This window comes from Methylobacterium tarhaniae, from assembly GCF_001043955.1.
Taxonomy (GTDB): Bacteria; Pseudomonadota; Alphaproteobacteria; order Rhizobiales; family Beijerinckiaceae; genus Methylobacterium; species Methylobacterium tarhaniae.
The window spans coordinates 1-24216 of record NZ_LABZ01000016.1 but is presented as its reverse complement, the minus strand read 5'-3'; the positions used below and the strand labels follow the sequence as shown (position 1 = coordinate 24216).

At 70.3% G+C, this 24216-nt stretch carries 20 protein-coding genes; 13 read left to right on the top strand and 7 right to left on the bottom strand.

The features are described from left to right. Positions 1–85: 85 nt before the first annotated feature. Entirely contained in the window at positions 86–4777 is a 4692-nt protein-coding gene (gene gltB / locus VQ03_RS02600) for a glutamate synthase large subunit (protein WP_048449299.1), read from the bottom strand. Between the two features lie 720 nt (positions 4778–5497). Between gltB and VQ03_RS02595 the strand changes: the two genes are divergently transcribed. The 9 genes from VQ03_RS02595 to VQ03_RS02555 all read left to right on the top strand — a co-directional run bounded on the left by VQ03_RS02595 (position 5498) and on the right by VQ03_RS02555 (position 15349). Then, entirely contained in the window at positions 5498–6559 is a 1062-nt protein-coding gene (locus tag VQ03_RS02595; RefSeq protein WP_048449302.1) for a threonine aldolase family protein, read from the top strand. Between the two features lie 156 nt (positions 6560–6715). Further along, on the top strand, positions 6716–7696 hold the full coding sequence (locus VQ03_RS02590; protein WP_048449298.1) for a hypothetical protein: 981 nt from the start codon (positions 6716–6718) through the stop codon (positions 7694–7696). Between the two features lie 394 nt (positions 7697–8090). Next, positions 8091–9305 carry an ABC transporter substrate-binding protein gene (locus tag VQ03_RS02585; protein ID WP_048449297.1) on the top strand — a complete coding sequence of 405 codons (1215 nt, stop codon included), beginning with the start codon at positions 8091–8093 and terminating at the stop codon, positions 9303–9305. 73 nt (positions 9306–9378) lie between these two features. Beyond that, on the top strand, positions 9379–10251 hold the full coding sequence (locus VQ03_RS02580) for a branched-chain amino acid ABC transporter permease (RefSeq protein WP_048449296.1): 873 nt from the start codon (positions 9379–9381) through the stop codon (positions 10249–10251). Positions 10252–10328: 77 nt separating this feature from the next. Further along, entirely contained in the window at positions 10329–12383 is a 2055-nt protein-coding gene (locus VQ03_RS02575) for a branched-chain amino acid ABC transporter ATP-binding protein/permease (protein ID WP_048449295.1), read from the top strand. Positions 12384–12387: 4 nt separating this feature from the next. Then, positions 12388–13110: an ABC transporter ATP-binding protein gene (locus VQ03_RS02570; protein ID WP_048449294.1), complete on the top strand. Its 723-nt coding sequence runs from the start codon at positions 12388–12390 to the stop codon at positions 13108–13110. An 86-nt stretch (positions 13111–13196) separates the two neighbouring features. Further along, on the top strand, positions 13197–13412 hold the full coding sequence (locus tag VQ03_RS02565; RefSeq protein WP_048449293.1) for a DUF333 domain-containing protein: 216 nt from the start codon (positions 13197–13199) through the stop codon (positions 13410–13412). A gap of 639 nt (positions 13413–14051) precedes the next feature. Beyond that, positions 14052–14894, top strand: a complete 843-nt coding sequence (locus tag VQ03_RS02560) for a YfdX family protein (RefSeq protein ID WP_048449292.1) — start codon at positions 14052–14054, stop codon at positions 14892–14894. A 104-nt stretch (positions 14895–14998) separates the two neighbouring features. After that, positions 14999–15349, top strand: coding sequence for a hypothetical protein (locus VQ03_RS02555; protein ID WP_048449291.1), 351 nt, complete (start codon positions 14999–15001; stop codon positions 15347–15349). 31 nt (positions 15350–15380) lie between these two features. On the opposite strand, the gene VQ03_RS02550 is transcribed toward VQ03_RS02555, so the two are convergent. The 4 genes from VQ03_RS02550 to dapB form a co-directional block, all read right to left on the bottom strand. After that, positions 15381–16280, bottom strand: coding sequence for a Re/Si-specific NAD(P)(+) transhydrogenase subunit beta (locus tag VQ03_RS02550; protein WP_245291936.1), 900 nt, complete (start codon positions 16278–16280; stop codon positions 15381–15383). A gap of 28 nt (positions 16281–16308) precedes the next feature. Then, a complete protein-coding gene (locus VQ03_RS02545) occupies positions 16309–16653 on the bottom strand; it encodes a CsbD family protein (protein ID WP_048449290.1) in 345 nt (114 codons plus the stop codon). A gap of 225 nt (positions 16654–16878) precedes the next feature. Further along, positions 16879–17502, bottom strand: coding sequence for a 2,3-bisphosphoglycerate-dependent phosphoglycerate mutase (locus VQ03_RS02540; protein ID WP_048449289.1), 624 nt, complete (start codon positions 17500–17502; stop codon positions 16879–16881). Positions 17503–17534: 32 nt separating this feature from the next. Continuing rightward, positions 17535–18332, bottom strand: a complete 798-nt coding sequence (dapB, locus tag VQ03_RS02535) for a 4-hydroxy-tetrahydrodipicolinate reductase (protein WP_048449300.1) — start codon at positions 18330–18332, stop codon at positions 17535–17537. Positions 18333–18578: 246 nt separating this feature from the next. Here dapB and VQ03_RS02530 point away from each other — a divergent pair, with 246 nt between their 5' ends. Beyond that, positions 18579–19610, top strand: a complete 1032-nt coding sequence (locus tag VQ03_RS02530) for an alpha/beta fold hydrolase (RefSeq protein WP_048449288.1) — start codon at positions 18579–18581, stop codon at positions 19608–19610. On the opposite strand, the gene VQ03_RS02525 is transcribed toward VQ03_RS02530, so the two are convergent. Both VQ03_RS02525 and VQ03_RS02520 read right to left on the bottom strand, forming a co-directional pair. Next, the gene (locus tag VQ03_RS02525; protein ID WP_048449287.1) at positions 19576–20298 is read right to left on the bottom strand and encodes a MarC family protein; all 723 of its coding nucleotides are present in this window, start codon (positions 20296–20298) and stop codon (positions 19576–19578) included. The two genes, VQ03_RS02530 and VQ03_RS02525, sit on opposite strands and share 35 nt — an antisense overlap. Continuing rightward, entirely contained in the window at positions 20295–21047 is a 753-nt protein-coding gene (locus VQ03_RS02520; RefSeq protein WP_048449286.1) for a class I SAM-dependent methyltransferase, read from the bottom strand. The genes VQ03_RS02525 and VQ03_RS02520 overlap by 4 nt, the downstream gene beginning before the upstream one ends. A 310-nt stretch (positions 21048–21357) precedes the next feature. Here VQ03_RS02520 and gloB point away from each other — a divergent pair, with 310 nt between their 5' ends. The 3 genes from gloB to VQ03_RS02505 all read left to right on the top strand — a co-directional run bounded on the left by gloB (position 21358) and on the right by VQ03_RS02505 (position 23859). Then, positions 21358–22137 (top strand): hydroxyacylglutathione hydrolase, encoded by a 780-nt coding sequence (gene gloB / locus VQ03_RS02515; protein ID WP_048449285.1) that lies wholly within the window; start codon positions 21358–21360, stop codon positions 22135–22137. A 5-nt stretch (positions 22138–22142) separates the two neighbouring features. Continuing rightward, positions 22143–22577: a cupin domain-containing protein gene (locus VQ03_RS02510; RefSeq protein WP_048449284.1), complete on the top strand. Its 435-nt coding sequence runs from the start codon at positions 22143–22145 to the stop codon at positions 22575–22577. A 421-nt stretch (positions 22578–22998) separates the two neighbouring features. Further along, positions 22999–23859: an outer membrane protein gene (locus tag VQ03_RS02505; RefSeq protein ID WP_048449283.1), complete on the top strand. Its 861-nt coding sequence runs from the start codon at positions 22999–23001 to the stop codon at positions 23857–23859. Positions 23860–24216 lie beyond the last annotated feature (357 nt).

The window sequence follows — 24216 nt, the reverse complement described above, 5'->3', positions numbered from 1 at the left end:
GGTTCCCCTCTCCCGCCCCGCTCCGCGGGGCACCCTCCCCCGCAGAGGGGGGAGGGTTCGCCGTCCAGTCCTTCGACCTACCGGTTTACTCCGCCGCCACCGGCATCCGGGCCCGCTCCATCTCGCGCAGCGCCCGCCGGTACTCGACCGGCATCACCTTCACGAACTTGGTGCGGTAGGTGTCCCAGTTGTCGATGATCGCCTTGGCGCGCACCGAGCCGGTATACTTCAGGTGGTTGTTGATGAGGCCGACGAGGCGCTCCTCGTCGTGGCCCGACATGTCGGCCAGGATGTCGATGCGCCCCTTGGTCTCCAGGTCGCCGTCCTGGTGGAAGCGGCGCATGAACTCGTCCTCCTCCTCGACCGGCTCCAGATCGACCATCGACAGGTTGCAGCGCTTGGCGAAGGACCCGTCCTCATCGAGGACGTAGGCGATGCCGCCCGACATGCCGGCCGCGAAGTTGCGCCCGGTCTCGCCGATCGACACGACGACGCCGCCGGTCATGTACTCGCAGCCATGGTCGCCCATGCCCTCGACCACCGCGATCGCGCCCGAGTTGCGGACCGCGAAGCGCTCGCCGGCCGCACCGCGAATGTAGGCCTCGCCGGCAATGGCGCCGTACAGCACCGTGTTGCCGACCATGATGGTGCGGTCCGACGGCGAGCCCAGGGCATCCGAGGGCCGGATGATCAGCTTGCCGCCCGACAGGCCCTTGCCGACATAGTCGTTGGCGTGGCCGGTCAGGCTCAAGGTGACGCCCGCGGCGAGCCAAGCGCCGAAGCTCTGGCCGGCGGTGCCGGTGAGCTTCACCGTCAGGGTGTCGTCCGGCAGCCCCTCGTGGCCATGCGCCTTGGCGACCAGGCCCGACAGCATCGCGCCCGCGGCCCGGTCGGAGTTGCGGATCGTGTCCTCGACGGTCACCGCCACGCCGGTCTCGATGGCGTCGCCGACGGCAGCGATGAGCCGCCGGTCGAGGACCTGGTCGATCGGGTGCTTCTGGCTCTCGACGTGACGGAGCGCGACACTCTCCGGCACTTCCGGCTTGTGGAACAGCCGGGTGAAGTCGAGGCCCTTGGCCTTCCAGTGCGAGATCGCCGCGAGCTTGTCGAGATACTCGGAGCGCCCGATCAGCTCGTCGAGCTTCGTCACCCCCAACGACGCCATCAGCTCGCGCACCTCTTCCGCCACGAAGAAGAAGTAGTTGATGACGTGCTCGGGCGTGCCCTTGAAGCGCTTGCGCAGCACCGGATCCTGGGTCGCGACGCCGACCGGGCAGGTGTTCAGGTGGCACTTACGCATCATGATGCAGCCGGCCGCGATCAGCGGTGCGGTCGAGAAGCCGAACTGGTCGGCGCCGAGGAGCGCCGCGATCAGCACGTCCCGGCCGGTGCGGATGCCGCCATCGGCCTGGAGCGCCACCCGGCCGCGCAGGTGGTTGAGCACCAGGGTCTGCTGGGTCTCGGCGAGGCCGATCTCCCAGGGACCGCCGGCATGCTTGATCGAGGTGAGCGGCGCAGCACCCGTGCCGCCGTCGAAGCCCGAGATGGTGATGTGGTCGGCGCGCGCCTTGGCGACGCCGGCCGCCACCGTGCCGACGCCGACCTCCGCCACCAGCTTGACCGAGACCTCGGCCGCCGGGTTGACGTTCTTGAGGTCGAAGATCAGCTGGGCCAGATCCTCGATCGAGTAGATGTCATGGTGCGGCGGCGGCGAGATCAGGCCGACGCCCGGGGTCGAGTGGCGGACCTTGGCGATCTTGGCGTCGACCTTGTGGCCGGGCAGCTGGCCGCCCTCGCCGGGCTTGGCACCCTGCGCCACCTTGATCTGCATCATGTCGGAATTGACGAGATATTCCGTCGTGACGCCGAAGCGGCCCGAGGCGACCTGCTTGATCGCCGAGCGGCGCGAACGGCCGTCCGGCAGCGGCCGGAAGCGCTCGCGCTCCTCGCCGCCCTCGCCCGAGTTCGAGCGGCCGCCGAAGGAGTTGACGGCGATCGCCAGGGTCTCGTGCGCCTCCTTGGAGATCGAGCCGTAGGACATCGCGCCCGTGGCGAAGCGCTTGACGATCTCGGCCGCCGGCTCGACCGCGTCGATCTCGACCGGCGAGCGGCCGATCTCCGCCGCGCTCTTGATCCGGAACAGGCCACGGATCGTCTTGAGGTGGTTCTCCTGCTCGTTCACCATCTTGGCAAAGGCCCGGTAGCGCTCCGGCAGGTTGAGCCGGACCGCGTGCTGGAGCGTCGCGACCGTGTCGGGCGTCCAGGTATGGGCCTCGCCGCGCAGGCGGTAGGCGTATTCGCCGCCGACATCGAGGGCGGTGCGGTAGACCGGCGCGTCGCCGAAGGCGTCGCGGTGGCGCCGCACCGTCTCCTCGGCGATCTCGGCCATGCCGATGCCTTCGATCGTCGTCGCCGTGCCGAAGAAGTCGCGCTCGACGAAGGACGAGTTCAGGCCGATCGCGTCGAAGATCTGCGCGCCGCAATAGGACTGGTAGGTGGAGATGCCCATCTTGGACATCACCTTGAGCAAGCCCTTGTCGATCGACTTGATGTAGCGATAGACGATCTCGTCATCGGTCAGTTCGGGCGGCAGCTCGTCCTTCATCGCGATCAGCGTCTCGAAGGCGAGATAGGGGTTGATCGCCTCGGCGCCGTAGCCGGCCAGGCACGCGAAGTGATGCACCTCGCGCGGCTCACCGGATTCGAGCACGAGCCCGACCGAGGTGCGAAGCCCCTTGCGGATCAGGTAGTTGTGCACCGCGGCGGTGGCCAGCAACGCCGGAATCGGGATCCGGTCCGGGCCGACCGCCCTGTCCGACAGCACGATGATGTTGTAGCCGCCGCGCACCGCCGCCTCGGCCCGGTCGCAGAGGCGGTCGAGGGCGCCCTCCATCGCCTGCGCGCCGGTCTCGGCCGCATAGGTGATGTCGAGGGTCTTGGTGTCGAAGCGGTCCTCGAAATGGCCGATGCAGCGGATCTTCTCCAGGTCCGCATTGGTCAGGATCGGCTGGCGCACCTCGAGGCGCTTCTTGCGCGAGGTCCCCTCCAGGTCGAGGATGTTCGGCCGCGGCCCGATGAACGAGACGAGGCTCATCACGGCCTCCTCGCGGATCGGATCGATCGGCGGGTTCGTCACCTGCGCGAAGTTCTGCTTGAAGTAGGTGTAGAGCAGCTTCGGCTTGTCGGAGAGCGCCGAGAGCGGCGTGTCCGTGCCCATCGAGCCGACCGCCTCCTGGCCGGTCACGGCCATCGGCTGCATCAGGAGCTTCAGGTCTTCCTGGGTGTAGCCGAAGGCCTGCTGGCGATCGAGCAGCGACACGTCGGTGCGCGATTCCCGCGGCTGCACCGGCCGCAGGTCCTCGAGCACGATCTGGGTGCGCTTCAGCCACTCCTTGTAGGGGTGCGCGGCGGCGAGCTCGTTCTTGATCTCCTCGTTGGAGACGATGCGGCCCTTCTCGAGGTCGATCAGCAGCATCCGGCCCGGCTGGAGGCGCCAGGACGAGACGATCTTCTCGTCCGGGATCGGCAGCACGCCCATCTCGGAGGCGAGCACGACGAGCCCGTCATCGGTGACGAGGTAGCGGGCGGGGCGCAGGCCGTTGCGGTCGAGGGTGGCGCCGATCTGGCGGCCGTCGGTGAAGCAGAGCGCGGCCGGGCCGTCCCACGGCTCCATCAGGGCGGCATGGTACTCGTAGAAGGCGCGCTGTTCCTCGCTCATCAGCGGGTTGCCGGCCCAGGCCTCGGGCACCAGCATCATCATCGCATGGGCGAGCGGGTAGCCGCCCTGGACCAGGAATTCGAGCGCGTTGTCGAAGCAGGCGGTGTCGGACTGGCCCTCGTAGGAAATCGGCCAGAGCTTCGAGATGTCGTTGCCGAACAGCTCCGAATCGACGCTGGCCTGACGCGCGGCCATCCAGTTCACGTTGCCGCGCAGCGTGTTGATCTCGCCGTTATGCGCGACCATCCGGTACGGGTGCGACAGGCGCCAGGTCGGGAAGGTGTTGGTGGCGAAGCGCTGGTGCACGAGGGCCAGCGCCGAGACGAAGCGCTCGTCCTTCAGGTCGAGATAGTAGTGGCCGAGCTGGTTCACCAGCACCATGCCCTTGTAGACGATGGTGCGCGAGGACAGCGAGACCGGGTAGAACTCCTTCAGCCGCTCGTCCTTGAGGGTGTAGACGGCGTTCGAGATCACCTTGCGGACGAGGAACAGCCGGCGCTCGAAGGCGTCCTGGTCGGCGCTGGAGGCGGGGCGGCCGATGAACACCTGGCGGTGGCGCGGCTCGCTGGCCTTCACGCTCTCGCCGAGGTCGCTCGGATCGACCGGCACGTCGCGCCAGCCGAGCAGCGCCAGACCCTCGTCGGCGATCGCCTTCTCGACGATCCCCTCGACGACCTTAAAGCCTTCCTCGTCCCGCGGCATGTAGAGCTGGCCGACACCGTAATGGCCAGCCTCCGGCAGCGCGATGCCGAGGCGCTCGGCCTCCGCCGCGAAGAAGCCGTGCGGGACCTGGACCAGGATGCCGCAGCCGTCGCCCATCTTCGGGTCCGCACCGACGGCGCCGCGATGGTCGAGGTTCTCCAGGATCTGCAGGCCCTGCTGGACGATGGCGTGGGTCTGGCGGTTGTGCATGTCGGCGATGAAGCCGACGCCGCAGGCATCCTTCTCGTTACCCGGGTTGTAGAGGCCCTGGCGGGCCGGCAGGGCCGGATCGCGCACGACGAGGGCGGGGACCGCCTGCCCGCGGGTGGGGTGCTGGGACTGGTCCGTGCCGCTCATGGTCTGGTCTCCCAAGGTCCGGTCTTCGTTTCGAGGCTCGCGGACGCGCGCGATCGTTCAGGCTGCAGAAGGGCCGGGCGTGCCGGCCGGGAAAGGGCGGCCTGCCTCCAGGGCAGGCGAACCTGCCTCAGCGGCAGGCTATCCCACCGCTGCGGGCGGGCGAAGTGATGCGGACAGCCGCAGGGGTGCCGCGGGCGCGCGGGCCGAGGGCACGGCCGCCGCCTGTTGTTCTTCAGTCCGCGGGAGGGTCGGTCGCGTCTCGCGAAGGGAGCGCCCGCACCTCGCGAGCGCCCGGCAGGCTGGTTTCAGCCGGCGTGCGCCCGCACCGCCCGAATGGCGGCGCGTTTGGTATCTCGTTTGGCCATCGTGCAAGCCACAAGCCAGCGCCCTTGCGACCCGGAGGCGCGGGGCCCGACCGGGAAAATGGGACAGCGGTACTGTCCTAACTCGCGGAACCTGCCAGATTTCAACCGCTCCAGCAAGGGGCCATTCGACCCGGCCTTGTGCTTTTCTTGCGTTTCGCGGCCGCCCTTCGCAATGAAACACCGAATCCGGGAAAGGATGCGCATCTTTCCCCCGCGACGGGGCCGCATTCTCGCCGAAGCATCACCGGCCAGGCATGACCGGCAGGACATGCCCGGCATGAGCCGGCGCGCCTCGTCCAGGCCGGCCGGCCCCGCCATGATGGCGGCGAGCCCATCGCAGGGAGCCTTCGAGCCGATGAACTTCGCGAGCGACAACGTGGTGGGAGCGAGCGCTCCGGTTCTGGAGGCGATCGTGCGCCACAATGGCGGGGCGATGCCGGCCTACGGCGCCGACCCGCTGACGCTCGGGCTCACGCCGCGCTTCCGGCAGCTGTTCGACCATCCCGACCTCGCGGTCTTTCCGGTCGCCACCGGCACCGCCGCGAATGCGCTGGCTCTCTCCGTCATGGTGCCGCCCTTCGGCCTGTGCCTCTGCCACGAGGAGGCGCACGTGATGGAGGACGAGTGCGGCGCACCGGAATTCTACACCCACGGCGCCAAGCTGCACGGGCTGCCCGGCACCGGCGGCACAATCGCCCCCGACACCCTCGACCGCTTCCTCGGCGGCCTGACGCGGCACGTGAAGCAGATGCCGCCCCGGGCGCTGACCCTGTCGCAGCTCACCGAGAGCGGGCAGGTCTACACGGTCGAGGAGATCACGCGCTTGAGCCGCGTCGCCCACTCGCACGGGCTGACCGTCCATATGGACGGAGCGCGCTTCGCCAACGCGCTCGTGGCCTCGGGTTGCTCGCCTGCGGAGATGACCTGGCGGGCGGGCATCGACATCCTGTCCTTCGGGGCGAGCAAGAACGGCGCGCTCGCCGCGGAGGCCGTCGTGGTCTTCCGCCCCGACCTCGCCGAGACGCTGGACTTTCGTCGCAAGCGTGCCGGCCACATCCTGTCGAAGGGCCGCTTCCTCGCCGCGCAGCTCGACGCCTACCTCGCCGACGACCACTGGCTGGCAAATGCCGCCCACGCGAACCGGATGGCGGCGCGGCTCGCCGCAGGCCTCGCCGAGATCCCGGGGGTTCGCCTGGCTTGGCCGGTCCGGGGCAACGAGCTCTTCCCGATCGTGCCGGCCGCCCTCGATCAGGCGCTGCGCCAGGGCGGCGCGGTCTATTACGACTGGGCGAGCCGCAGCCTGCCCGCGGGCGAGACGGTGCGCGAGGGCGAGCGGATGATCCGCCTCATCACCGCCTTCTCGACCACCGGGACGGAGGTGGAGGAATTCCTGGCTCTGGCGCGGCGGGCCGGGTGAGGCCGCATCCCCGCGGCTCCCCGAAAGGCCATGGTCCGCCACGGCCGCGCTCCCGCAATCCCGCCTCATTCGCGCGGTTAACAGAATCTTGTCCGAGCACGAGGGGAATGCGGGGCAGAGCCCGGCACGATCCTGGAAACAAGGGAATGCGGGACGATGACTGCACTGCCGTCGACGACGGGTAAGCGGTCCGTGACGGGCGCGGCCCTTCTGGCCGCGCTCGCCGCCGCGCTGCTGACGGGAGCGGCGATGCCCGGGCCTGCGCAGGCGCAGGGCTATCGCGTCGTCATCGAGGACGAGGCCGACGCGATCCTGCCGCCGCGGGCGGTGCTCTTCCGCCTCGGCCGGGCCGGCTTCACCGGCATGACCCATCCGCGCTTCGACGGCGAGACCTACCGGGTCGAGGCCGACAGTCCCTGGGGCAACCGGGTGCAGCTGGTCGTCGATGCCCGCTCCGGACGCATCCTCGACCGCGAGCGCCTGGAGGCGCCGCTGGTTCCCCCCGGCACGATCCCCGGCGGTCGCCGCCCCGGCTACGGCTGGACGGAGGCCGACGTGCGCCCGCCGCCGCCGCGCGGCGAGATCTATGGCGAGCGCGGTCCCCGCGACGGCGGCTTTCGCGGCGGCGAGACCTACGCTCCCGTCCCGCTCTCCCGCGGCGAGCCGCTGCCGCCGGTGGAGACCCGCCCGGAGGAGCGCCGGGTCGCCGCGCGCCCGCTGCCGCCGGCCGCGCCCGCGTTCGAGGCGCCCTCCCCCGCCATGCGCGCGCCGCGCACCGCCGGGCCGAACCCGCTCGGCATGAACCCCGACAGCCCGGCCGCCCGCACCGGCGCAGCCCCGCGCCGCGAGACCACGCCCGAGGGCGCGAAGCCCGAGGCGCCCCGCAGGACGGCGGCCCGCCCGAAGCCGGCCGGGACGATCGAGACCCCGGCCGCCCTCGTCCCGCCCCTGGCGCCGAAGGCCGAGCCCGCGGCGAAGCCGGCCTCTCCGCCCGCGAAGGCCGCCGACGCCGCCCCGCCCAAGACCCCGGAGGCCAAGGAAAGCGGCTGGAAGACTCCACCCGACGGCAACCGCCCGGTGCGGGTGATCGGCGGCATCACCCAGGTCCCGGGCAAGGACGAGCCGGCCAAGGATTGAGCGGCGAGGATCGCGCGATGGGTGACGCGTCGCCCGTCCGCGCGACGATTCCATCGATCGAGCGACGGGATCGACGATCTCGCCATCGTCCAGGAATCGCGGCCAGGCATCGCGTAGCGGAACGCAGCCCCGGCGTTTCTGCGCTTCCAGCGCTGGTCGATCGCAGGTTCCGGCCCGCGGCGCGCCCCGGATTGACGCGGAACATCGTCGACGGCAGCCGGCTCGACTTGCGTGCTGCCTCAAGCAGAGCCTCAGCAGTTCGCCCCCAGTCCCGCCCGGCTTTCTAGATCGAAAGACGCGCTCGACAAGCGCTGCCAACTTGGGTTCTATCCGGCACCCCGATCCCCGTCCGCCAAGGTCGGGACGGCAAGAAACGGTCCCCGGAGGAATCCAGATGCGCTCATCCCTGACCGCGCTCGCGGCGGCGCTCGCCTGCGCGACCGCCTTCGCGGCCCCGGCCCTGGCCGCCGACCCGATCAAGATCGGCGTGACCGGCCCGTATACGGGTGGGTCCTCGTCGATGGGCGTGTCGATGCGCGACGGCGTGCGCTTGGCCGCTGACGAGATCAACAAGAGCGGCGGCGTGCTCGGGCGCCAGATCCAGCTCGTGGAGCGCGACGACGAGGCCAAGAACGAGGTCGGCGCCCAGGTCGCCCAGGAGCTGATCAACAAGGAGAAGGTGGTCGCCACCCTCGGCTTCATCAACACCGGCGTGGCGCTCGCCGCCCAGCGCTTCTACCAGGAAGCCGAGATCCCGGTGATCAACAACGTCGCCACCGGCACGATCATCACCAACCAGTTCAACCCGCCGGACTACGACAACAACTACGTCTTCCGCAATTCGGCCTACGACGTGCTGCAGGCCGGCATGATGGCCGACGAGGCGATCGCGCAGGGCTTCAAGAAGATCGCGATCCTCGCCGACTCGACCAATTACGGCCAGCTCGGCCGCGAAGACCTCGAGAAATACCTCAAGGCCAAGGGCGTGAAGCCGGTCGCGGTGGAGAAGTTCAACATCAAGGACGTCGACATGACGCCCCAGCTGTTGAAGTCGCAGGCCGCGGGCGCGGACGTGATCCTGGCCTACGGCATCGGCCCGGAACTGGCCCAGATCGCCAACGGCATGGCCAAGCTCGGCTGGAAGGTGCCGATGATCACCTCGTGGCCGGCCTCGATGCAGAGCTTCATCGATATCGCCGGGGCGAACGGCAACGGCGTGATCATGCCCCAGACCTTCATCGAGGATAAGACGCTGCCCAAGCGCAAGTCCTTCCTCGACGGCTACTACGCCACCTTCAAGGTCAACAAGATCCCGACCCCGGTGGCCGGCGCGCAGGGCTACGACTCGGTCTTCCTGCTGGCCGCCGCGATCAAGCAGGCCGGCACGACCGAAGGCCCGAAGGTGCGCGCCGCGCTCGAGGACCTGAACACCAAGGTCGAGGGCGTGGTCACCACCTACGACAAGCCGTTCACCGCGAAGGACCACAACGCCATCACCCGCAACATGGTGGTGTTCGGGCGTGTCCAGGACGGCAAGATCGTCTATGCCAAGGACGAGGACGCCAAGAACGCCGGCGTCGTCCGCGTCAAGGAGAAGGCCTCGAACTGAGGCCGTAACCGGCCCCGCGCCTGATGCGCGGGGCCTGTCCGTCGAGACGAGCCCTCCCCCCGAGCTTTTTCCCATGCAGATCTTCCTTCAGCTCGTGGCGAGCGGCGTCGCCGTCGGCATGATCTACGCCGCGATCGCCTTCGGCTACCAGCTCACCTTCGCCACTTCGAAAACCCTGAATTTCGGCCAGGGCGAGGCGCTGATGCTCGGCGCCTTGTTCGGCCTGACGCTGGTGCCCTTCACCGGCTACTGGCTGATGCTGCCGCTGGTCCTGGTCTTCGGCTTCGCGCTGGGCGCCGTGGTCGAGCGGCTCGGCGTACGCCCTGCCGTGAAGATCAAGTCCGAGTATGGGTGGATCATGGCCACCATCGCGCTCGGCATCATCTTCAAGAACGTCGCCGAGAACATCTGGGGCCGCGACGACCTGAAGTTCCCCTCGCCGCTGCCGGAGACCGCCATGACGTTCGGCGGCGTCCGCGTGCTGCCGATGGAGCTGATGATCGTCGCCGGCGCGCTCTTGATGATGCTCGCGGTCGAGCTGTTCAACCGCCGCTCGATCTGGGGCAAGGCGGTGGTGGCGACCTCGAACGACATCGACGCCGCCGGCCTGATGGGCATCAACACCCAGAAGGTCATCACCCTGTCCTACTCGATCAGCGCCATGACCGCCGCCTTCGCGGGCGTGCTCGTCGCCCCCGTGACCCTCACGGGCGCGACGATGGGCTCGGTGCTGGCGCTCAAGGCCTTCGCGGTGGCGATCATCGGCGGCCTCGAATCCGGCCTCGGCGTGATCGTCGGCGGGCTGATCCTCGGCGTCGCCGAGACCCTGACCGGCTTCTACATCTCGACCGGCTACAAGGACGTGCCCGGCCTGATCCTGCTCCTCGCCGTGCTGGCGGTGCGCCCGGTCGGCCTGTTCGGCAAGGCCGTGATCAAGAAGGTCTGATTTTTCTCCGCTTAGCCCCGCTCCCGGTTGCGGGAGCGGCCTCGTCGCTCCCCGTTCATCCAGGGTCCTTCACCATCATGGCGCAGTCCGCCTCCGCGCCGGCCCTTGCCCGGCAAACCGCCCCGCCGGTGCCTCAAGCCGGGTTCGGCCGCTTCGTCGGCCTCCTCGGGGCCGTGTGCCTCGTCGTCTTCCTGGCGGCCTTCCCGCACGTCGTCACCAGCCAGTACTACATCCACCTCCTGGTGGTGATCGCCATCTACGCGATCCTGATTCTCGGCCTCGATATCGTGGTCGGCTATACCGGCCAGGTCTCGCTGGGACATGCCGGCCTGTTCGGCGTCGGCGCCTACGCGGCGGCCGTGCTGTTCCTCAAGTTCAAGCTCGGGCTCTGGGCCGGGCTGCTCGCCGGCATCGGCGTCACCGCCGCCTTCGGGTTGCTGCTGGCGATCCCGGCGCTCCGGGTCAGCGGGCCGTATCTGGCGATGGTGACGCTCGCCTTCGGCACCATCATCCAGATCTTCATCAACGAGATGACCGATCTGACCAACGGCCCGCTCGGCATCACCCTGCCGCCGGCCCGCGTCCTCGATTTCTCGCTGATCGGCATGCAGGCGCCCTGGGGCGCGGCCGGGCGCAAGCTCGAATTCTACTATCTCGTCTGCGCCTGCCTGCTGCTGACCATCCTGGTGGTCAACCGGGTGGTGCGCTCGCCCTTCGGCCGCGCCTTCGAGGCCCTGCGCGACTCGCCGATCGCCTGCGACTGCATGGGCGTCAGCGTCTACCGCTACAAGGTCTACGCCTTCGTGATCTCGGCGGCGCTGGCTGGCCTCGCCGGCGCGCTGTTCGCCTGGTCGGAGCGCTACGTCGCGCCGAATTCCTACGGCTTCGAGCTGACGGTCCTGTTCCTGCTCGCCGTCACCATGGGCGGGCGCAAGTCGCGCGCCGGCCCGCTGATCGGCGCCGCCATCATCGTGATGATGCCGAACATCCTGGCCGATATCGGCCTCGTGCGGATCATGGCCGGCATCATCGCCGCGCTCGCCATCGTCGTGGTCGGCCTCGCCTTCCTGCGCAAGAAGGACAACCGGATGGGCCTGCTCATCCCGGGCGCGCTCTGCCTCGCCTTCTTCCCGGCGACCCTGGCGATGCAATCGGTGACCGACTTCCGCCTGACCGTCTTCGGCCTGATGATCCTGTTCGTGGTCTATTACCTGCCGGACGGCATCGTCGGCTTCCTCCGTGAGAAGCTGCCCTTCCTGCGCCCGGCCCATACGGGGGCGACGCAGGAGCTCGCGGCCTCCGGCGAGGCGCTGATCCGCCAGGGCGGCCGCTCCGGCGCCGACCCGCTGCTCAAGGTCGAGCGGGCGGTGATGCAGTTCGGCGGCCTCAAGGCCCTCAACGAGGTCGACCTCGCGGTGCGGCCGGGCACGATCCACGGGCTGATCGGCCCGAACGGCTCGGGCAAGAGCACGATGATGAACGTGCTCACCGGCATCTACAAGCCGACCGCCGGCGGCGTCTCGCTCGCCACCGGCACCGATGCGGTCAAGCGCCTCGACGGGCGCACGCCCTCCGAGATCGCCCTGTCCGGCGTCGCCCGCACCTTCCAGAACGTCCAGCTCTTCCGCGAGATGACGGCGTTGGAGAACGTGCTGGTCGGCCTGCATCACAGCTTCCAGGGCACGCTGTTCGACGCGATCCTCGGCACGCCGCGCCGGCGGCGCGAGGAGCGCGAGGCCCGGGCCCGCGCCATGGCGATCCTGGACTTCGTCGGCCTCGGGTCCCTGGCCCAGGTCGAGGCGCGCAACCTGCCTTACGGCAAGCAGCGCCTCCTCGAGATCGGCCGGGCGCTGGCGCTCGATCCCGTGCTGCTCCTCCTCGACGAGCCGGCCGCGGGCCTCACCGCGCCCGACATCGCCGAACTGACCCTCATCATCCGCAAGATCCGCGACGCCGGCATCACGGTGATCCTGATCGAGCACCACATGGACGTGGTGATGGGCCTGTGCGACCGCGTCAGCGTGCTCGATTTCGGCCACAAGATCGCCGAGGGCGGCGCCCGCGAGGTCCAGTCCGACCCCAAGGTCATCGAAGCCTATCTCGGCAGCCCGGTTGCCGACGCCGCGGAGTAGAGAGATGCTCGATGTCAGCGGCCTGTCGGCCGGCTACGGCCAGATCGAGGTCCTGCACGGCCTCACCTTCGCGGTGCCGAAGGGCCAGGTCGTCACCCTGATCGGCTCCAACGGCGCCGGGAAGACCACCACGATGCGGGCGCTCTCCGGCATGATCAAGCCGCGCGCCGGCTCGATCAAGCTCAACGGGCGGGAGATCGGCGGCCTGGAGAGCCACGACGTCGCCCGTACCGGGCTCGCCCACTCGCCCGAGGGACGGCGGGTCTTCCCGACCCTCTCGGTCGAGGACAACCTGACGCTCGGCGCCTTCCCGCGCCTCACCGGCTCGCGGCCGAAGGGCGACGTCAATGCCGACCGGGAGCGGGCCTACACCCTCTTTCCGCGGCTGAAGGAGCGCCGTACCCAGCTCGCCGGCACCCTGTCCGGCGGCGAGCAGCAGATGCTCGCCATGGGCCGGGCGCTGATGCTGCGCCCGGAGATCCTCCTCCTCGACGAGCCCTCGATGGGCCTCGCCCCGAAGCTGGTGGAGGAGGTGTTCCGCATCATCCGCCGGCTGAAGGAAGAGCAGGTGACGATGCTGCTGGTCGAGCAATTCGCCATGGCGGCGCTCGGCGTCGCCGACCACGCCTACGTGCTGGAGAACGGCCGCATCCGCTTCCAGGGCCCGGCGGCGCAGCTGCGCAACGACCCGCAGGTGCGGGCGGCGTATCTGGGCGGGGGGCACTGACGGCACCGGACCGGCGGGGTGCGCTCGCGTCACCGCCGGTTCATCGCGCGCTCCTATCCTCGTGCCGTCGGGACAGGAGACGAGCCGTGAAGCCGTTGTTTGCCGCCGCGCTGGTCACCGTCGCCGGCATCCCGCTGGCCTTGGCCCTGGGGAACCCGGCCTCCGCCTATTGTACCTCCATCGGCGGGCGCCTGGAGATCCGCAACGAGGCCAAGGGCGAGACCGGCTATTGCCACCTGCCCGACGGGCGCGTGGTCGAGGAGTGGCAGCTGTTTCGCAAGGCGAACGAGGCGAAGAACTGAGCGTCCGTTTGGCTCGCTCGGCATTCGCCAACAACCCTGCACCGTCATCCCGGGGCCGTGTGAGAGCCGGAAATTGCCGTCTCCAAATCCGACGAAATCGAATTCGCTCCTAGAGCATTTTCCGACGAAGTGGGTACCGGTTCGTCGGAAAATGCAGCAAAATCAAATATATAGAGAGCTTCGCGATTGCAACGCGATCGTCGAGTGCTCCAGACAAAATCCGAAACATCGGCGCCTGTTCGATGTGATCGACGGCATCACGGCCAATCAGTTCGTTCCCGCGCCGCATGGCGGAGCGTGACGCATCCGCCGGAAGTCCAGTCGATTGCGGGAAGCGACCACCACCCTGACGGCGGCTCCCCGGCCGTCCCACCCGAACGCCGCCGCTCCGGTTGCGCCGCCTCCGCCATACGGCGGAGTTCGCGCACGGCGGCCGCACCGCGCCCGCTCCGGGCCCCTTCTCCTCCAGCCTTCCGCCGACTGACAGCTGATCCTATCGCACACGTCCCTTTCCGTTGAGTTACAATCTTTTAATCAAGTATTACGGCAACCAGATCCATGCCAGAGGATTATCCAAATGTAGCCAACATGCCGGTGCCGCCAAGAAAAACGGCATCGATCTCCAGAGGAGGCATGGTTATGTCATACCGGAACGCTGTCGCTGCCGCTCTCGTCGCGACCACCGTCCTCGGCGGTGCCGCCTATGCGACCGAGCAGGCAACCAAGCCGGTCGCGACGCAGGAGAGCGCGGCCCAGCGGGCGGTCGACAACGATGTCGGCAAGCTCTCGAAGGACGGGGCCCAGGCATTCCGTGACATGCATCTCGCCCGGCTCGCCATCTTCGACGCCGACCCGGCCCAGGCCAAGAGCCTGATCGCCAAGGCGCAGGCCGCCCTCGGCAAGGCGAAGAGCGACGACGCCGTGTTCCTCAAGGCCGAGTCCGAGCTGAAGACGCCGGCCGACCTCGCGGCGGCCAAGGCGGCGAAGGCCGACAAGGCTGCGGATGCCAAAGCGACCGATGCCAAGGCGACCGATGCCAAGGCGACCGATGCCAAGACAGCCGACGCGAAGCCCGCCTCCAAGGACAAGGTCGCCTGGGTGCCCGTCGATGCCCAGCTGACGCTCGGCGAGGACTTCCTGGCGACGCCCGAGAAGGCCTCGGCCGTGACCGACGCGAACAAGAGCCTCGCCAAGGGCGACCAGAAGGGCGCCATCGAGACGCTGCGGCTCGCCCATGTCGACGTGAACTTCGTCATGGCGGTGATGCCCCTCGACAAGACCACCGCCGACGTGAACCAGGCGGCCACGCTGATCAACCAGGGTAAGTACTACGAGGCGAACGCGGTGCTGAAGACCGCCGAGGACGGGATGCGCTTCGACGTGATCGACGCGATCGGCATCCCGAAGGCCAACGTGACGGGCAGCACCAAGCCCGCGCACCAGCCGCCCGCCACGAAGCCGGACAGCAAGGCGACCAGGTAAGATCTTCAAGTCAGGCCGTCGAAGCGTTGAGTGACCGTGAGGGCCCGGGGCGGCATGCCCGTCCCGGGCCCTCCCCGTCCGGAGCCGGCCATCGGGAGTTCGCCATGAGAGGGGCACGGAGAGCGCTTCCCGTTCTGATCGGGCTGGCCCTGTGCGGCCCCGCGGCGGCGCAGGACGTCGATTTTCCCACCTTCACCCCGCGCGCGGCCTGCGGCTTGGAGCGCGGGGCCGGCGCCGATCCCGCGAGCTACCGGGGGTGCCTGTCGGACGAGCGCGCGGCCCGGCGCACCCTGCGGCGAAGCTGGGCGCGCTTTCCGATCGAGGATCGGCGGTCGTGCCGCCAGGAGAGCGAGATCGGCGGCATGCCGTCCTATGTGGGCCTGCTGACCTGCCTGCAGCTCGCCGACGATGCCCTGCCGCTCCGGCCGCCCCCGATGCCACCGGTCGCCCGGTGACCGCCGGTCCGTCCCCGCCTGCCGCCGCGGGTCACGACACCGCGCCCGACCGGCCGGCCAGATACGCCGCCAGGGCGCCGAGGATCAACGCCCCGGCCGCGTAGAGCGCCCCCTGCGAGGCCGCCTTGCGGGTCGCTTCGGCGGCCTGCCTGGCCTGGGCGGCGGCCTTGCCGGCGGCGTCGCGATACTGCGTCTCGTAATCCTGGACCTGCTGGCGGGCCTGGTCGGCCGGGATGTTCTTCGCCTTGGCCAGGGCCTCGGCGGCGCGGTCGCGGGCCTGCTGCTGCTGGGCGGCGTCGCCGGTCAGCGCCGCCCGCACCGCCTGGACGGCGGTGTCGCGCAATGCCTGCGGGTCCTGGCCGCCGGACGTGTCGCGAACTTGGCGCTCGATGCCGGCGAAGGGGTCGGCGACCCGGTTGAGCGCGGGGGCCACGGTCTCTGCCGCGCTCTTCACCGTGCCGCCGATGGCCTGGCCGGCGCCGCCGAGGGCCGAGGTCAGGCCCCCGAAGGCGCCGCCCACGAGGCCGCTCGCCGCCGAGGTCAGGAGGTAGACCACCACCAGTGTCGTCGCCACGAAGGAGATCAGGCCGTGATGGCCGGCCGTGGCGGCCGGCTTCCCCGAGAGGCGGCCGGCGAGGTAGCCGCCGGCCGCCGAGGCGAAGATGCCGGAGAAGACACCCCACAGCAGCGCGCCCTGGGACAGGGTGCCGGCCTCCGGATTGTCGCCCGTAGTCGCGCTCACGGCCGCGAGCCCGGCGCCGAGCCCGATCAGGTTCAGGATCAGCTGCACCACCAGGGCCGAGGCGGCGCCCGCGAGGACGGCGCCCCAGGACAGGCGATGGAGCATCACGGTGCGCAGGTCGTCCGTGAGGGGAGCGGCCCCGACGGAGACGGCGTCGCGCGGGGGCACGGCGGCGGGGCGGAGCGCCATGGCGAAAGACTCCTCTCGACGACGGCGTTCAGCGGCGGCCATGCACCAGGAGGGCGAGGCCATAGCCGACGGCACCGGCGACGAGCAGGGCCACGAGCGGCGTCTCCTCGACGTAATGCGTCACCGTGCGGGCGCCGTGACGTGCCGCGTGCCGGCCGCGCTCGTAGGTGTCCTCGGCGTAGTCGAGGGCGATCTCGGCGGCGTCGCGCAACCCGTCGCGGGCCTCGCCGACCAGGCTCTCGGCCTGCCCCTGCGCCTCGCGGAAGCGGCCCTCGACCTGCGCGCGGCGGTCGCCCGCGAGGTCGCCGATGCCGGCCTGCGCCTTGCCGCCGAGTTCGCGCGCCGCGCCGGTGATGCGATCCGTGTCGACCATCTGTCTCTCCCTCGCCGATGGGGTGTCCGAGAGGCGCGCCGGGACGCGCGTCATGTGACGACAGGTGGGACGGCCGGGGATCGCGGCAATGGCCCGGACCGCATTCCTTTCGGTGCGGTCCGGTTACCCGTTGGGTGCAGCGCCCTTTGCCGGGGCTGCACCGGTCCACTCCCGCCCCCCCGCGGGCAGAGGAAGGCCCGCGCCGGGCGGCGCGAGCCGCCCCGCTCAGTCGCGGTCGAGGACTTCCTTCGAGGCGACCGTGGTGTCGTCCTTCAGGCGGTAGACCAGCGGCACGCCGGTGTGGAGCTCGAGACCCGGGATGGTCTCGGTGGTGAGGCCGTCGAGCACCATCACGAGGGCGCGCAGCGAGTTGCCGTGCGCGGCCACCAGCACGCGCTCGCCGCGCATCACGCGGGGCAGGATCTCCCGCATGGTGTAGGGCAGCACCCGGGCCACGGTGTCCTTCAGGCTCTCGCCGCCGGGCGGGGGCACGTCGTAGGAGCGGCGCCAGACATGGACCTGCTCCTCGCCCCACTTGGCGCGGGCATCGTCCTTGTTGAGGCCCGAGAGGTCGCCGTAATCGCGCTCGTTGAGGGCGGCGTCGGCGTGGGTCGGCAGGCCGGACTGGCCGAGCTCCTCCAGGATCAGCGCGCAGGTGCGCTGGGCCCGGGTGAGGTCCGAGGTGAAGGCGACGTCGAACTGCACGCCCTTCGCCTTCAGCCGCCGCCCGGCCGCCCGCGCCTCCTCGACGCCGAGCTCGGTGAGCCCGGGGTCCTTCCAGCCGGTGAACAGGTTCTTCAGGTTCCACTCGCTCTGGCCGTGGCGCGCGAGGACGAGAAGACGCTCCATGATGCGTGTCGCTCCGTTGTCAAAGGGAAAGGTCAGAGGCCCAGCACGTCGTCCATGCCGTAGAAGCCGGGATCGCGCGATTGCGCCCAGAGGGCGGCCTTGACGGCGCCGGCGGCGAAGAGCCCGCGGTCGCTCGCCAGATGGGTGAGCTCGATGCGCTCGCCGGCGCCGGCGAAGATCACGCTGTGCTCGCCGACGACGCTGCCGCCCCGCAGGGTGGCGAAGCCGATGCTGCCGGGCTCGCGCGGGCCGGTATGGCCGTCGCGCACCGCGACCTTGCGCTGCTCGAGCGCCACGCCCCGGCCTTGGGCCGCGGCCTCGCCGAGGAGGAGCGCGGTGCCGGAGGGTGCGTCCACCTTGTGGCGGTGATGCATCTCCAGGATCTCGATGTCGTACTCGTCCCCCAGCGTCGCCGCGACCTTGCGCACCAGGCCCGCCAGCAGGTTGACGCCGAGCGACATGTTGCCCGACTGCACGATGCGGGCGTGGAAGGCCGCCGCCTTCAGCTTGGAAAAATCCTCCGGCGACAGGCCGGTAGTGCCGATCACGTGGACGATGCGGGCCTGGGCGGCGAGCTCGGCGTAGAACACCGTCGCGGCCGGCGCCGTGAAGTCGAGGACGCCGTCGGCCTCGGCGAAGGCCGGCAGGGGGTCATCCGTGACCGGGATCCCGAGCGGCGCCAGCCCGGCGAGCACGCCCGCATCCTGGCCGAGCGCCGGTGAGCCCTCGCGCTCGATCGCCCCCGAGAGCGTGCAGCCCTCGGTGCCGGCGACGGCCTGGATCAGCATCCGCCCCATGCGCCCGGAGGCGCCGACGACCACGAGACGCATGGCGGTCATGCTCCTTGCTCATCTGCCTTCCGCCCGTTGGCGGAGGCGTCCCGGCGCATCGGCGCCGAGGCCCGGCCGGGCCTGTCCCCTCGCCCTCGTCCGAGCGCGCGGGGGACAGGGGTCCCGACCACCCATCCGGGCCTCGTACAGGGGCCGGCGGGTGCTGCCAAGGCGGGGTGGGGGGATATGCGCGGGACGGCGAAAGCCCCATCTTCTCCCGCAATGCAGCATCGCGCCGGAGATCCCATGGCCTTTCGGTTCGTTCCAGGACGCGCCACCCGCCGCGCCGCCAGCGGCGCCGTGCGGATCCTGCGCGCCACCGCCAAGGCGAATGCCGCCGCGGCGCGCCGGACCGGCGCCCTGATGCAGCGCGGCGCCGAGGCGATGAGGACGGAGGAGCCGGCGCATACGCCGCTGGGCCGCTTCATCGAGGTCGACGGGGTGCGGGTGCACGCCATCGTCCGCGGCAAGGGCCGGCCGGTGGTGCTGATCCACGGCAACGGCACGATGGCGGAGGATTTCGTCATCTGCGGGCTCGTGGAGCAACTGGCCAAGTCCTACCGGGTCATCGCGATCGACCGGCCGGGCTTCGGCCATACCGAGCGGCCGCGGCACTGGGTCTGGACCGCCGCCGCGCAGGCGCGCCTCGTCGGCCACGTGCTCGCCGCGCTGAACGTCGAGCGGCCGGTGGTCGTCGGGCATTCCTGGGGCACCATCGTCGCGCTGGCTCTCGCCATCAACGAGGGGATCGACCTGCGCGGGCTGGTGCTGCTCTCCGGCTACTATTATCCGGGCCGGCGGGCCGACGTGGCGCTGATCGCGCCGCTCGCCGTGCCCGGCGTCGGCGACGCGGCGCGGGCGATGATGCCGGGGGCGGTCGGGCAGATGCTGGCGCCGCAGGTCTTCCGCCACGTGTTCAAGCCGCAGCCGGTGCCGGCCCGGTTCACCGCGCGCTTCCCCGTGGCGCTGTCGCTCTCCGCCACCCAAGCGCGGGCGAGCGCCGAGGACACCGCCAGCATGAACACCGCCGCCGCCCTGCTGCAGCCGCGCTACGCCGGCTTGCGGCTGCCGGTGGCGATCCTGTCGGGGGATGCCGATGCCGTCGTCGATCCCGGCGAGCAATCCTGCCGCCTGCACGCGGAGGTGGCAGGCAGCACCCTGACCCTGCTTCCGGGCCAGGGCCACATGATCCATTACTCGGCCAAGGCCCGGATCCTGCGGGCGGTGGAGGCGCAGATGGCCCTCAACGGCCGAACCCTGGCCTGGCGTTCGCGATGAGGGGGCCGAGCACGTCGGTGACGCCGGTCAGGGTGATCTGGGTGCCGACGCAGAGGAGCAGGAAGGCGGCGAGGCGCCCGAGCACCCGGGCCCTCGCATGGCCGAGCCGCTCCACCAGCCGGTCGGCGGAGGCGTAGGCCAGCAGCACCATCAGGGCGATGACGAGGGAGGCGGCGGAGGCGCCGGCGAGGTAGGCGATCCGGTCGACGCCGCCGTCCGGCCGGCCGGCACCGAGGGCGATCGCCACCGCGATGGTGCCGGGCCCGGTGGTGAAGGGCAGGGTCAGGGGGAAGAACGCCACCTCGGCGAGGGCCGCGGGCTCGGGGTGCTCCTCGCTCGCCTGCACGGGCTCGGCCTGCGCGGTCTTGCGGGCCTCGCGCTGCTCGGGCGCGGCCAGCAGGTTCCAGGCCTGCGCCGCCACCACGAGGCCGCCGGCGATGCGCAGCGCCGAGAGCGAGATGCCGAAGAAGCTGAGCACCCAGGCCCCGGCCCAGAGCGAGACCAGCATCACGGCGGCCGCGTAGGCGCCGATGCGGCGCGACAGCCAGGTGCGCTCGGCGTGGCTGCGACTGGCCGTCACCTGCGCGAAGATCAGCGCCGCACCGGGCGGGTTGACGATCGAGAACAGGGCCGAGAAGGCCAGAAGGAAGCTCTGCAGCGCCGCTTCCGCGCCCGGGAAGGGCATCACGCGCCTCCCGGGACGGGGGCGGGCACCGGCACCGGCACCGGCGCCAGCACCCGGGCGCCGAGGCGCGCCGCCTTGCGGGCCTGGACCGCCACCGGGCGGTGGAGCTGCTTCGTCGCCTCGACCACGTGCAGCCCGGCGAAGGGCAGGGACAGGCCGGTGCCGACCCGCTCCCAGGCGCTCGCGGTCTGCAGCGTGAGCCAGCCCTCCACGGGGGGCACGTAGAGGGTCTCGGCCCAGTCCTCGGGGGAGAAGAGCGTGTCGCGCATCAGGCGGCCGAGCTGCGAGCGGCTGTAGGGCTGGCCGTGGCCGAAGGGCGTGGCGTCGCGCCGCGCCCACAGGCCGCGGCGGTTCGGCACCGCGACGATCAGCCGTCCGCCGGGGGTCAGCACGCGCCAGACCTCCTGCATCAGCTCGGCCGGGCTCTCCACCGCCTCGATGGCGTGGATGAGCAGCACCCGGTCGAGGGCCGAATCGGGCAGCGGCATCATGGTCGGATCGACGAGGCAGGAGGCCGAGCGGCCGGAGCCGGGCCAGTTCACCACCCCCTGGGCCGCCGGCATGAAGGCCAGCGTCCGCTCGGCGGCGTGCCGCACCGGGCCGAGATACGGCACCGCGTAGCCGAGGCCCATCACCCGCAGCCCCGAGACCGAGCCGAGCATGCGGTGGACCGTGCGGCCGACGAGCCGCTGCGCCACCGCCCCGAGGGGGCTGGCGTAGAAGGCGCGCAGGTCGGTGACGTCGAGGCTCATCGGTTCTCGGGACGTGCGGGCGACGGGCGCAGCGCGCTCATGCCGTGAAGGCCAAAGGGTCCAGGACTCGAGGGGTCCAGGACCATGAATGGGGAGTGGCGCGAAGCGCGGCAAGGCGTCAACCCATGACGGGCCCGCGCGCTCCCCGCTATTCGCCCCGACCCGGTCGCGCGGGCGCGGATGCGCCCTATCTCGCTGCATGGGAATCCTGCCAGAGGCGGCCCTGCCGAGACGAGTCCTGCTTGGACGAGTCCGGCCGGAACGCGGGTCGGGAATCCTGCCGTTGAGAGTCCTTCGAGGAGGCGCCACCATGCCCGAGATCCGCCCCGAGATCCGCACCTTCCCGTGCCGGAGCGACAATATCGGCGTGCTGATGCGCGACCCCGAGACCGGCGCCTGCGCGGCGATCGACGTGCCGGAGGCCGCCGCCGTCCTGCGCGCCCTCGACGAGACTGGCTGGCGTCTCACCGACATCCTGGTCACCCACCGCCACGGCGACCACGTCGAGGGCATTCCCGAGGTGAAGGCGCGGACGAAGGCCCGGGTGACGGCGCCGGCCAGGGCCGGCAGCGCCGTGCCGGGGGTGGATGCCACCGTGCGCGAGGGCGACGTGGTGACGGTGGGATCGCTCGCGGCCGCGGTCTGGGAGACGCCCGGCCATTGCGACGACCACGTCACCTACTGGTTCGAGGAGGCGGGCCTCGCATTCGCCGGCGACACGCTGTTCACCCTCGGCTGCGGCCGGGTGCTCGAGGGTCCGCCCCAGGTGCTGTGGCGCTCGCTGTCGCGCTTCCTGCCCCTGCCCGACGAGACCGTGATCTATTCCGGCCACGACTACGTGCTGTCGAATGCCCGCTTCGCGCTGGCCGCCGAGCCGGGAAACCAGAATCTCAAGGACCGGGCGGCCGTCGCCGAGAAGGCCAAGGCGGAGGGGCGCTTCCTGGTGCCCACCACGCTCGGTGAGGAGAAGGCCACCAACCCGTTCCTGCGCGCGACCGAGCCGGCCCTCGCCCGGGCGGTCGGGATGGAGCCCGGCGCCGACCCGGCGGCGGTGTTCACGGCGCTCCGCGAGTGGAAGAACCGGTTCTGACGACCATGCAAAACCTCACCGCCGCCGAGGTCGTGCGCCTGCTCGACCTGAAGCCTCATCCGGAGGGCGGGCATTTCCGCGAGACCTTTCGCGATTCCCGCGAGATCGACGGGCGGCCCGCCTCGACCGCGATCTACTACCTGCTCGACATCGGCGAGACCTCGGAATGGCACCGGGTCGACGCGACGGAGGTCTGGCTGTGGCATGCCGGGGCGCCGATGGTCATCACCACCAGCCCCAACGGCCACGACGCCGAGGCACGCCATCTCGGCCCCGACCTCGCCCGGGGCCACCGGCCGCAGATCGTCGTGCCGGCCCATCACTGGCAGACCGCCACCAGCCTCGGCGCCTGGACGCTGGTGAGCTGCACCGTGGCGCCGGGCTTCCGTTTCGAGGGGTTCGAGATGGCGCCGCCGGATTGGCGGCCGATGCCGCGCTGAGATCGGGCCGGGAGCCTGCGGCGCACCCGTTTCGGGCGTGACGCGCACCGCCGTCCCGCTAACGGGGCCGCGCCGCGTGGGTGATGCCGACGTCGACCGCCCCCGGGAATTGCGCCCGACGGCGCGCCCGGACGACAGCGGCCGTCGCGGGCGCGATCCGCCGACCCCGACGGCCGGTCCGGCGATGCCGTGAGACGGAGAGCGAGAAGAATAAGACGCCAAGCATGCTATCAGCAGTATCAAGCACAGGCCGTTTGTGCATGGAGAAAATTCCTTGCCTTACAAATCGTAAACATGGCATTCCTTGAGTAGTCCAAGCCTGAAAGCTCGAATGCACAGTATGTGTTGCAGAAAAATCATATCATGCCTTTGCGGAATCGGGCATATTGCCGCTCGCGACACTCCATTGTTGGTTGTACAGATGAATAAGTTCCTGGCCTCCCTGGCCGCGTTCACCGCCCTCACCTCGGTTGCCGCTGCGGCCGACCTGCCGCGCCGCGCGGCTCCGCCGCCGGTCTTCACCCCGGTGCCGGTCTTCACCTGGACCGGGTTCTACCTCGGCGTGAATGCCGGCTACGGCTTCGACGCCAACAGCCACAGGACGTCCCGGTATCAGTTGCCGGCCGGGTCGGTGTTCGACTCGGAGAACACCAACGGCGTCGTCACCCTCAACACGAACCGGACCAAGAACTCCGGCTTCACCGGCGGCGCGCAGATCGGCTACAATTACCAGTTCACGCCGGGGTCGGGCTTCGTGGTCGGCCTCGAGGCCGACGCCCAGTATGTCGATTTCGCGCGCCGCACCCGGGGCACGCTGAACTACGGCTTCACCGGCACGCCCGGCTTCGCCTTCGCGCCGCCCGCGGCCACCGTCTTCACCAGCGGCAACGGCCTCGACTATTTCGGCACGGTGCGCGGCCGCGTCGGCTACGCCTTCGACCGCACGCTCGTCTATGGCACCGGCGGCTTCGCCTACGGCTCGGGCGACGAGGACCAGAGCTTCGCCCCCAGCAAGAAGCTCCGCGACAGCTTCCGCACCGGCTACGCGGCCGGCGGTGGCATCGAGTACGCCCTGCCCACCGACTCGTTCTTGAACTTCTTCCGGTCGAACGCCGTCACGCTGAAGGTCGAAGGCCTCTACGTGAACCTCGATAGCAAGAAGAACGCCTATCGCGGCGTTTACGATGCCGACCTCAATGCCGTCTACCTGCGCGGTGCGGCCGCCAAGACCGAGTTCGCCGTCGTCCGCGCCGGCCTGAACTACAAGTTCGGCTCGTACTGAGAGGCGGCCCACGCATCGTCCGACGAACCGGAAACCGTTCGTCGCAGGCCATGCGGCACGGTCGACGACAACGACCGGCGCCCGATCGCCATGGATCGGGCGCCGCACCAAGCTCGACGATTTCCCGCCCGCTCGACGACGAGCCGGCGGGTCCGAGACCGGCAGGAGGACCGCACGATTTGACGTGAGTTTCTGATCGACCTCCGGATCCCCAGCCCCGATCAACTGGCCCGCGAGGTCGGCCCCCGGACGCAGCCGCTGCTTTCGGGGGTTTTGGTCGTTCGATCGGCCGAAGTCCCTGAACCTTCCGATCGGCCTCTGCCGCCTGGACCCTTTCGGCAGACTTGCGTTGGCAGG

What these genes read in the sequence shown, in the direction of transcription:
- VQ03_RS02510 (WP_048449284.1), top strand. Translation starts at nt 22,143, where the DNA reads ATGCAAAACCTCACCGCCGCCGAGGTCGTGCGCCTGCTCGACCTGAAG.
- VQ03_RS02560 (WP_048449292.1), top strand. Translation starts at nt 14,052, where the DNA reads ATGTCATACCGGAACGCTGTCGCTGCCGCTCTCGTCGCGACCACCGTC.
- gloB (WP_048449285.1), top strand. Translation starts at nt 21,358, where the DNA reads ATGCCCGAGATCCGCCCCGAGATCCGCACCTTCCCGTGCCGGAGCGAC.
- VQ03_RS02520 (WP_048449286.1), bottom strand. Translation starts at nt 21,047, where the DNA reads ATGAGCCTCGACGTCACCGACCTGCGCGCCTTCTACGCCAGCCCCCTC.
- VQ03_RS02545 (WP_048449290.1), bottom strand. Translation starts at nt 16,653, where the DNA reads ATGGTCGACACGGATCGCATCACCGGCGCGGCGCGCGAACTCGGCGGC.
- VQ03_RS02595 (WP_048449302.1), top strand. Translation starts at nt 5,498, where the DNA reads ATGAACTTCGCGAGCGACAACGTGGTGGGAGCGAGCGCTCCGGTTCTG.
- VQ03_RS02540 (WP_048449289.1), bottom strand. Translation starts at nt 17,502, where the DNA reads ATGGAGCGTCTTCTCGTCCTCGCGCGCCACGGCCAGAGCGAGTGGAAC.
- dapB (WP_048449300.1), bottom strand. Translation starts at nt 18,332, where the DNA reads ATGCGTCTCGTGGTCGTCGGCGCCTCCGGGCGCATGGGGCGGATGCTG.
- VQ03_RS02570 (WP_048449294.1), top strand. Translation starts at nt 12,388, where the DNA reads ATGCTCGATGTCAGCGGCCTGTCGGCCGGCTACGGCCAGATCGAGGTC.
- VQ03_RS02550 (WP_245291936.1), bottom strand. Translation starts at nt 16,280, where the DNA reads ATGGCGCTCCGCCCCGCCGCCGTGCCCCCGCGCGACGCCGTCTCCGTC.
- VQ03_RS02580 (WP_048449296.1), top strand. Translation starts at nt 9,379, where the DNA reads ATGCAGATCTTCCTTCAGCTCGTGGCGAGCGGCGTCGCCGTCGGCATG.
- VQ03_RS02530 (WP_048449288.1), top strand. Translation starts at nt 18,579, where the DNA reads ATGGCCTTTCGGTTCGTTCCAGGACGCGCCACCCGCCGCGCCGCCAGC.
- VQ03_RS02555 (WP_048449291.1), top strand. Translation starts at nt 14,999, where the DNA reads ATGAGAGGGGCACGGAGAGCGCTTCCCGTTCTGATCGGGCTGGCCCTG.
- VQ03_RS02505 (WP_048449283.1), top strand. Translation starts at nt 22,999, where the DNA reads ATGAATAAGTTCCTGGCCTCCCTGGCCGCGTTCACCGCCCTCACCTCG.
- VQ03_RS02590 (WP_048449298.1), top strand. Translation starts at nt 6,716, where the DNA reads ATGACTGCACTGCCGTCGACGACGGGTAAGCGGTCCGTGACGGGCGCG.
- gltB (WP_048449299.1), bottom strand. Translation starts at nt 4,777, where the DNA reads ATGAGCGGCACGGACCAGTCCCAGCACCCCACCCGCGGGCAGGCGGTC.
- VQ03_RS02585 (WP_048449297.1), top strand. Translation starts at nt 8,091, where the DNA reads ATGCGCTCATCCCTGACCGCGCTCGCGGCGGCGCTCGCCTGCGCGACC.
- VQ03_RS02575 (WP_048449295.1), top strand. Translation starts at nt 10,329, where the DNA reads ATGGCGCAGTCCGCCTCCGCGCCGGCCCTTGCCCGGCAAACCGCCCCG.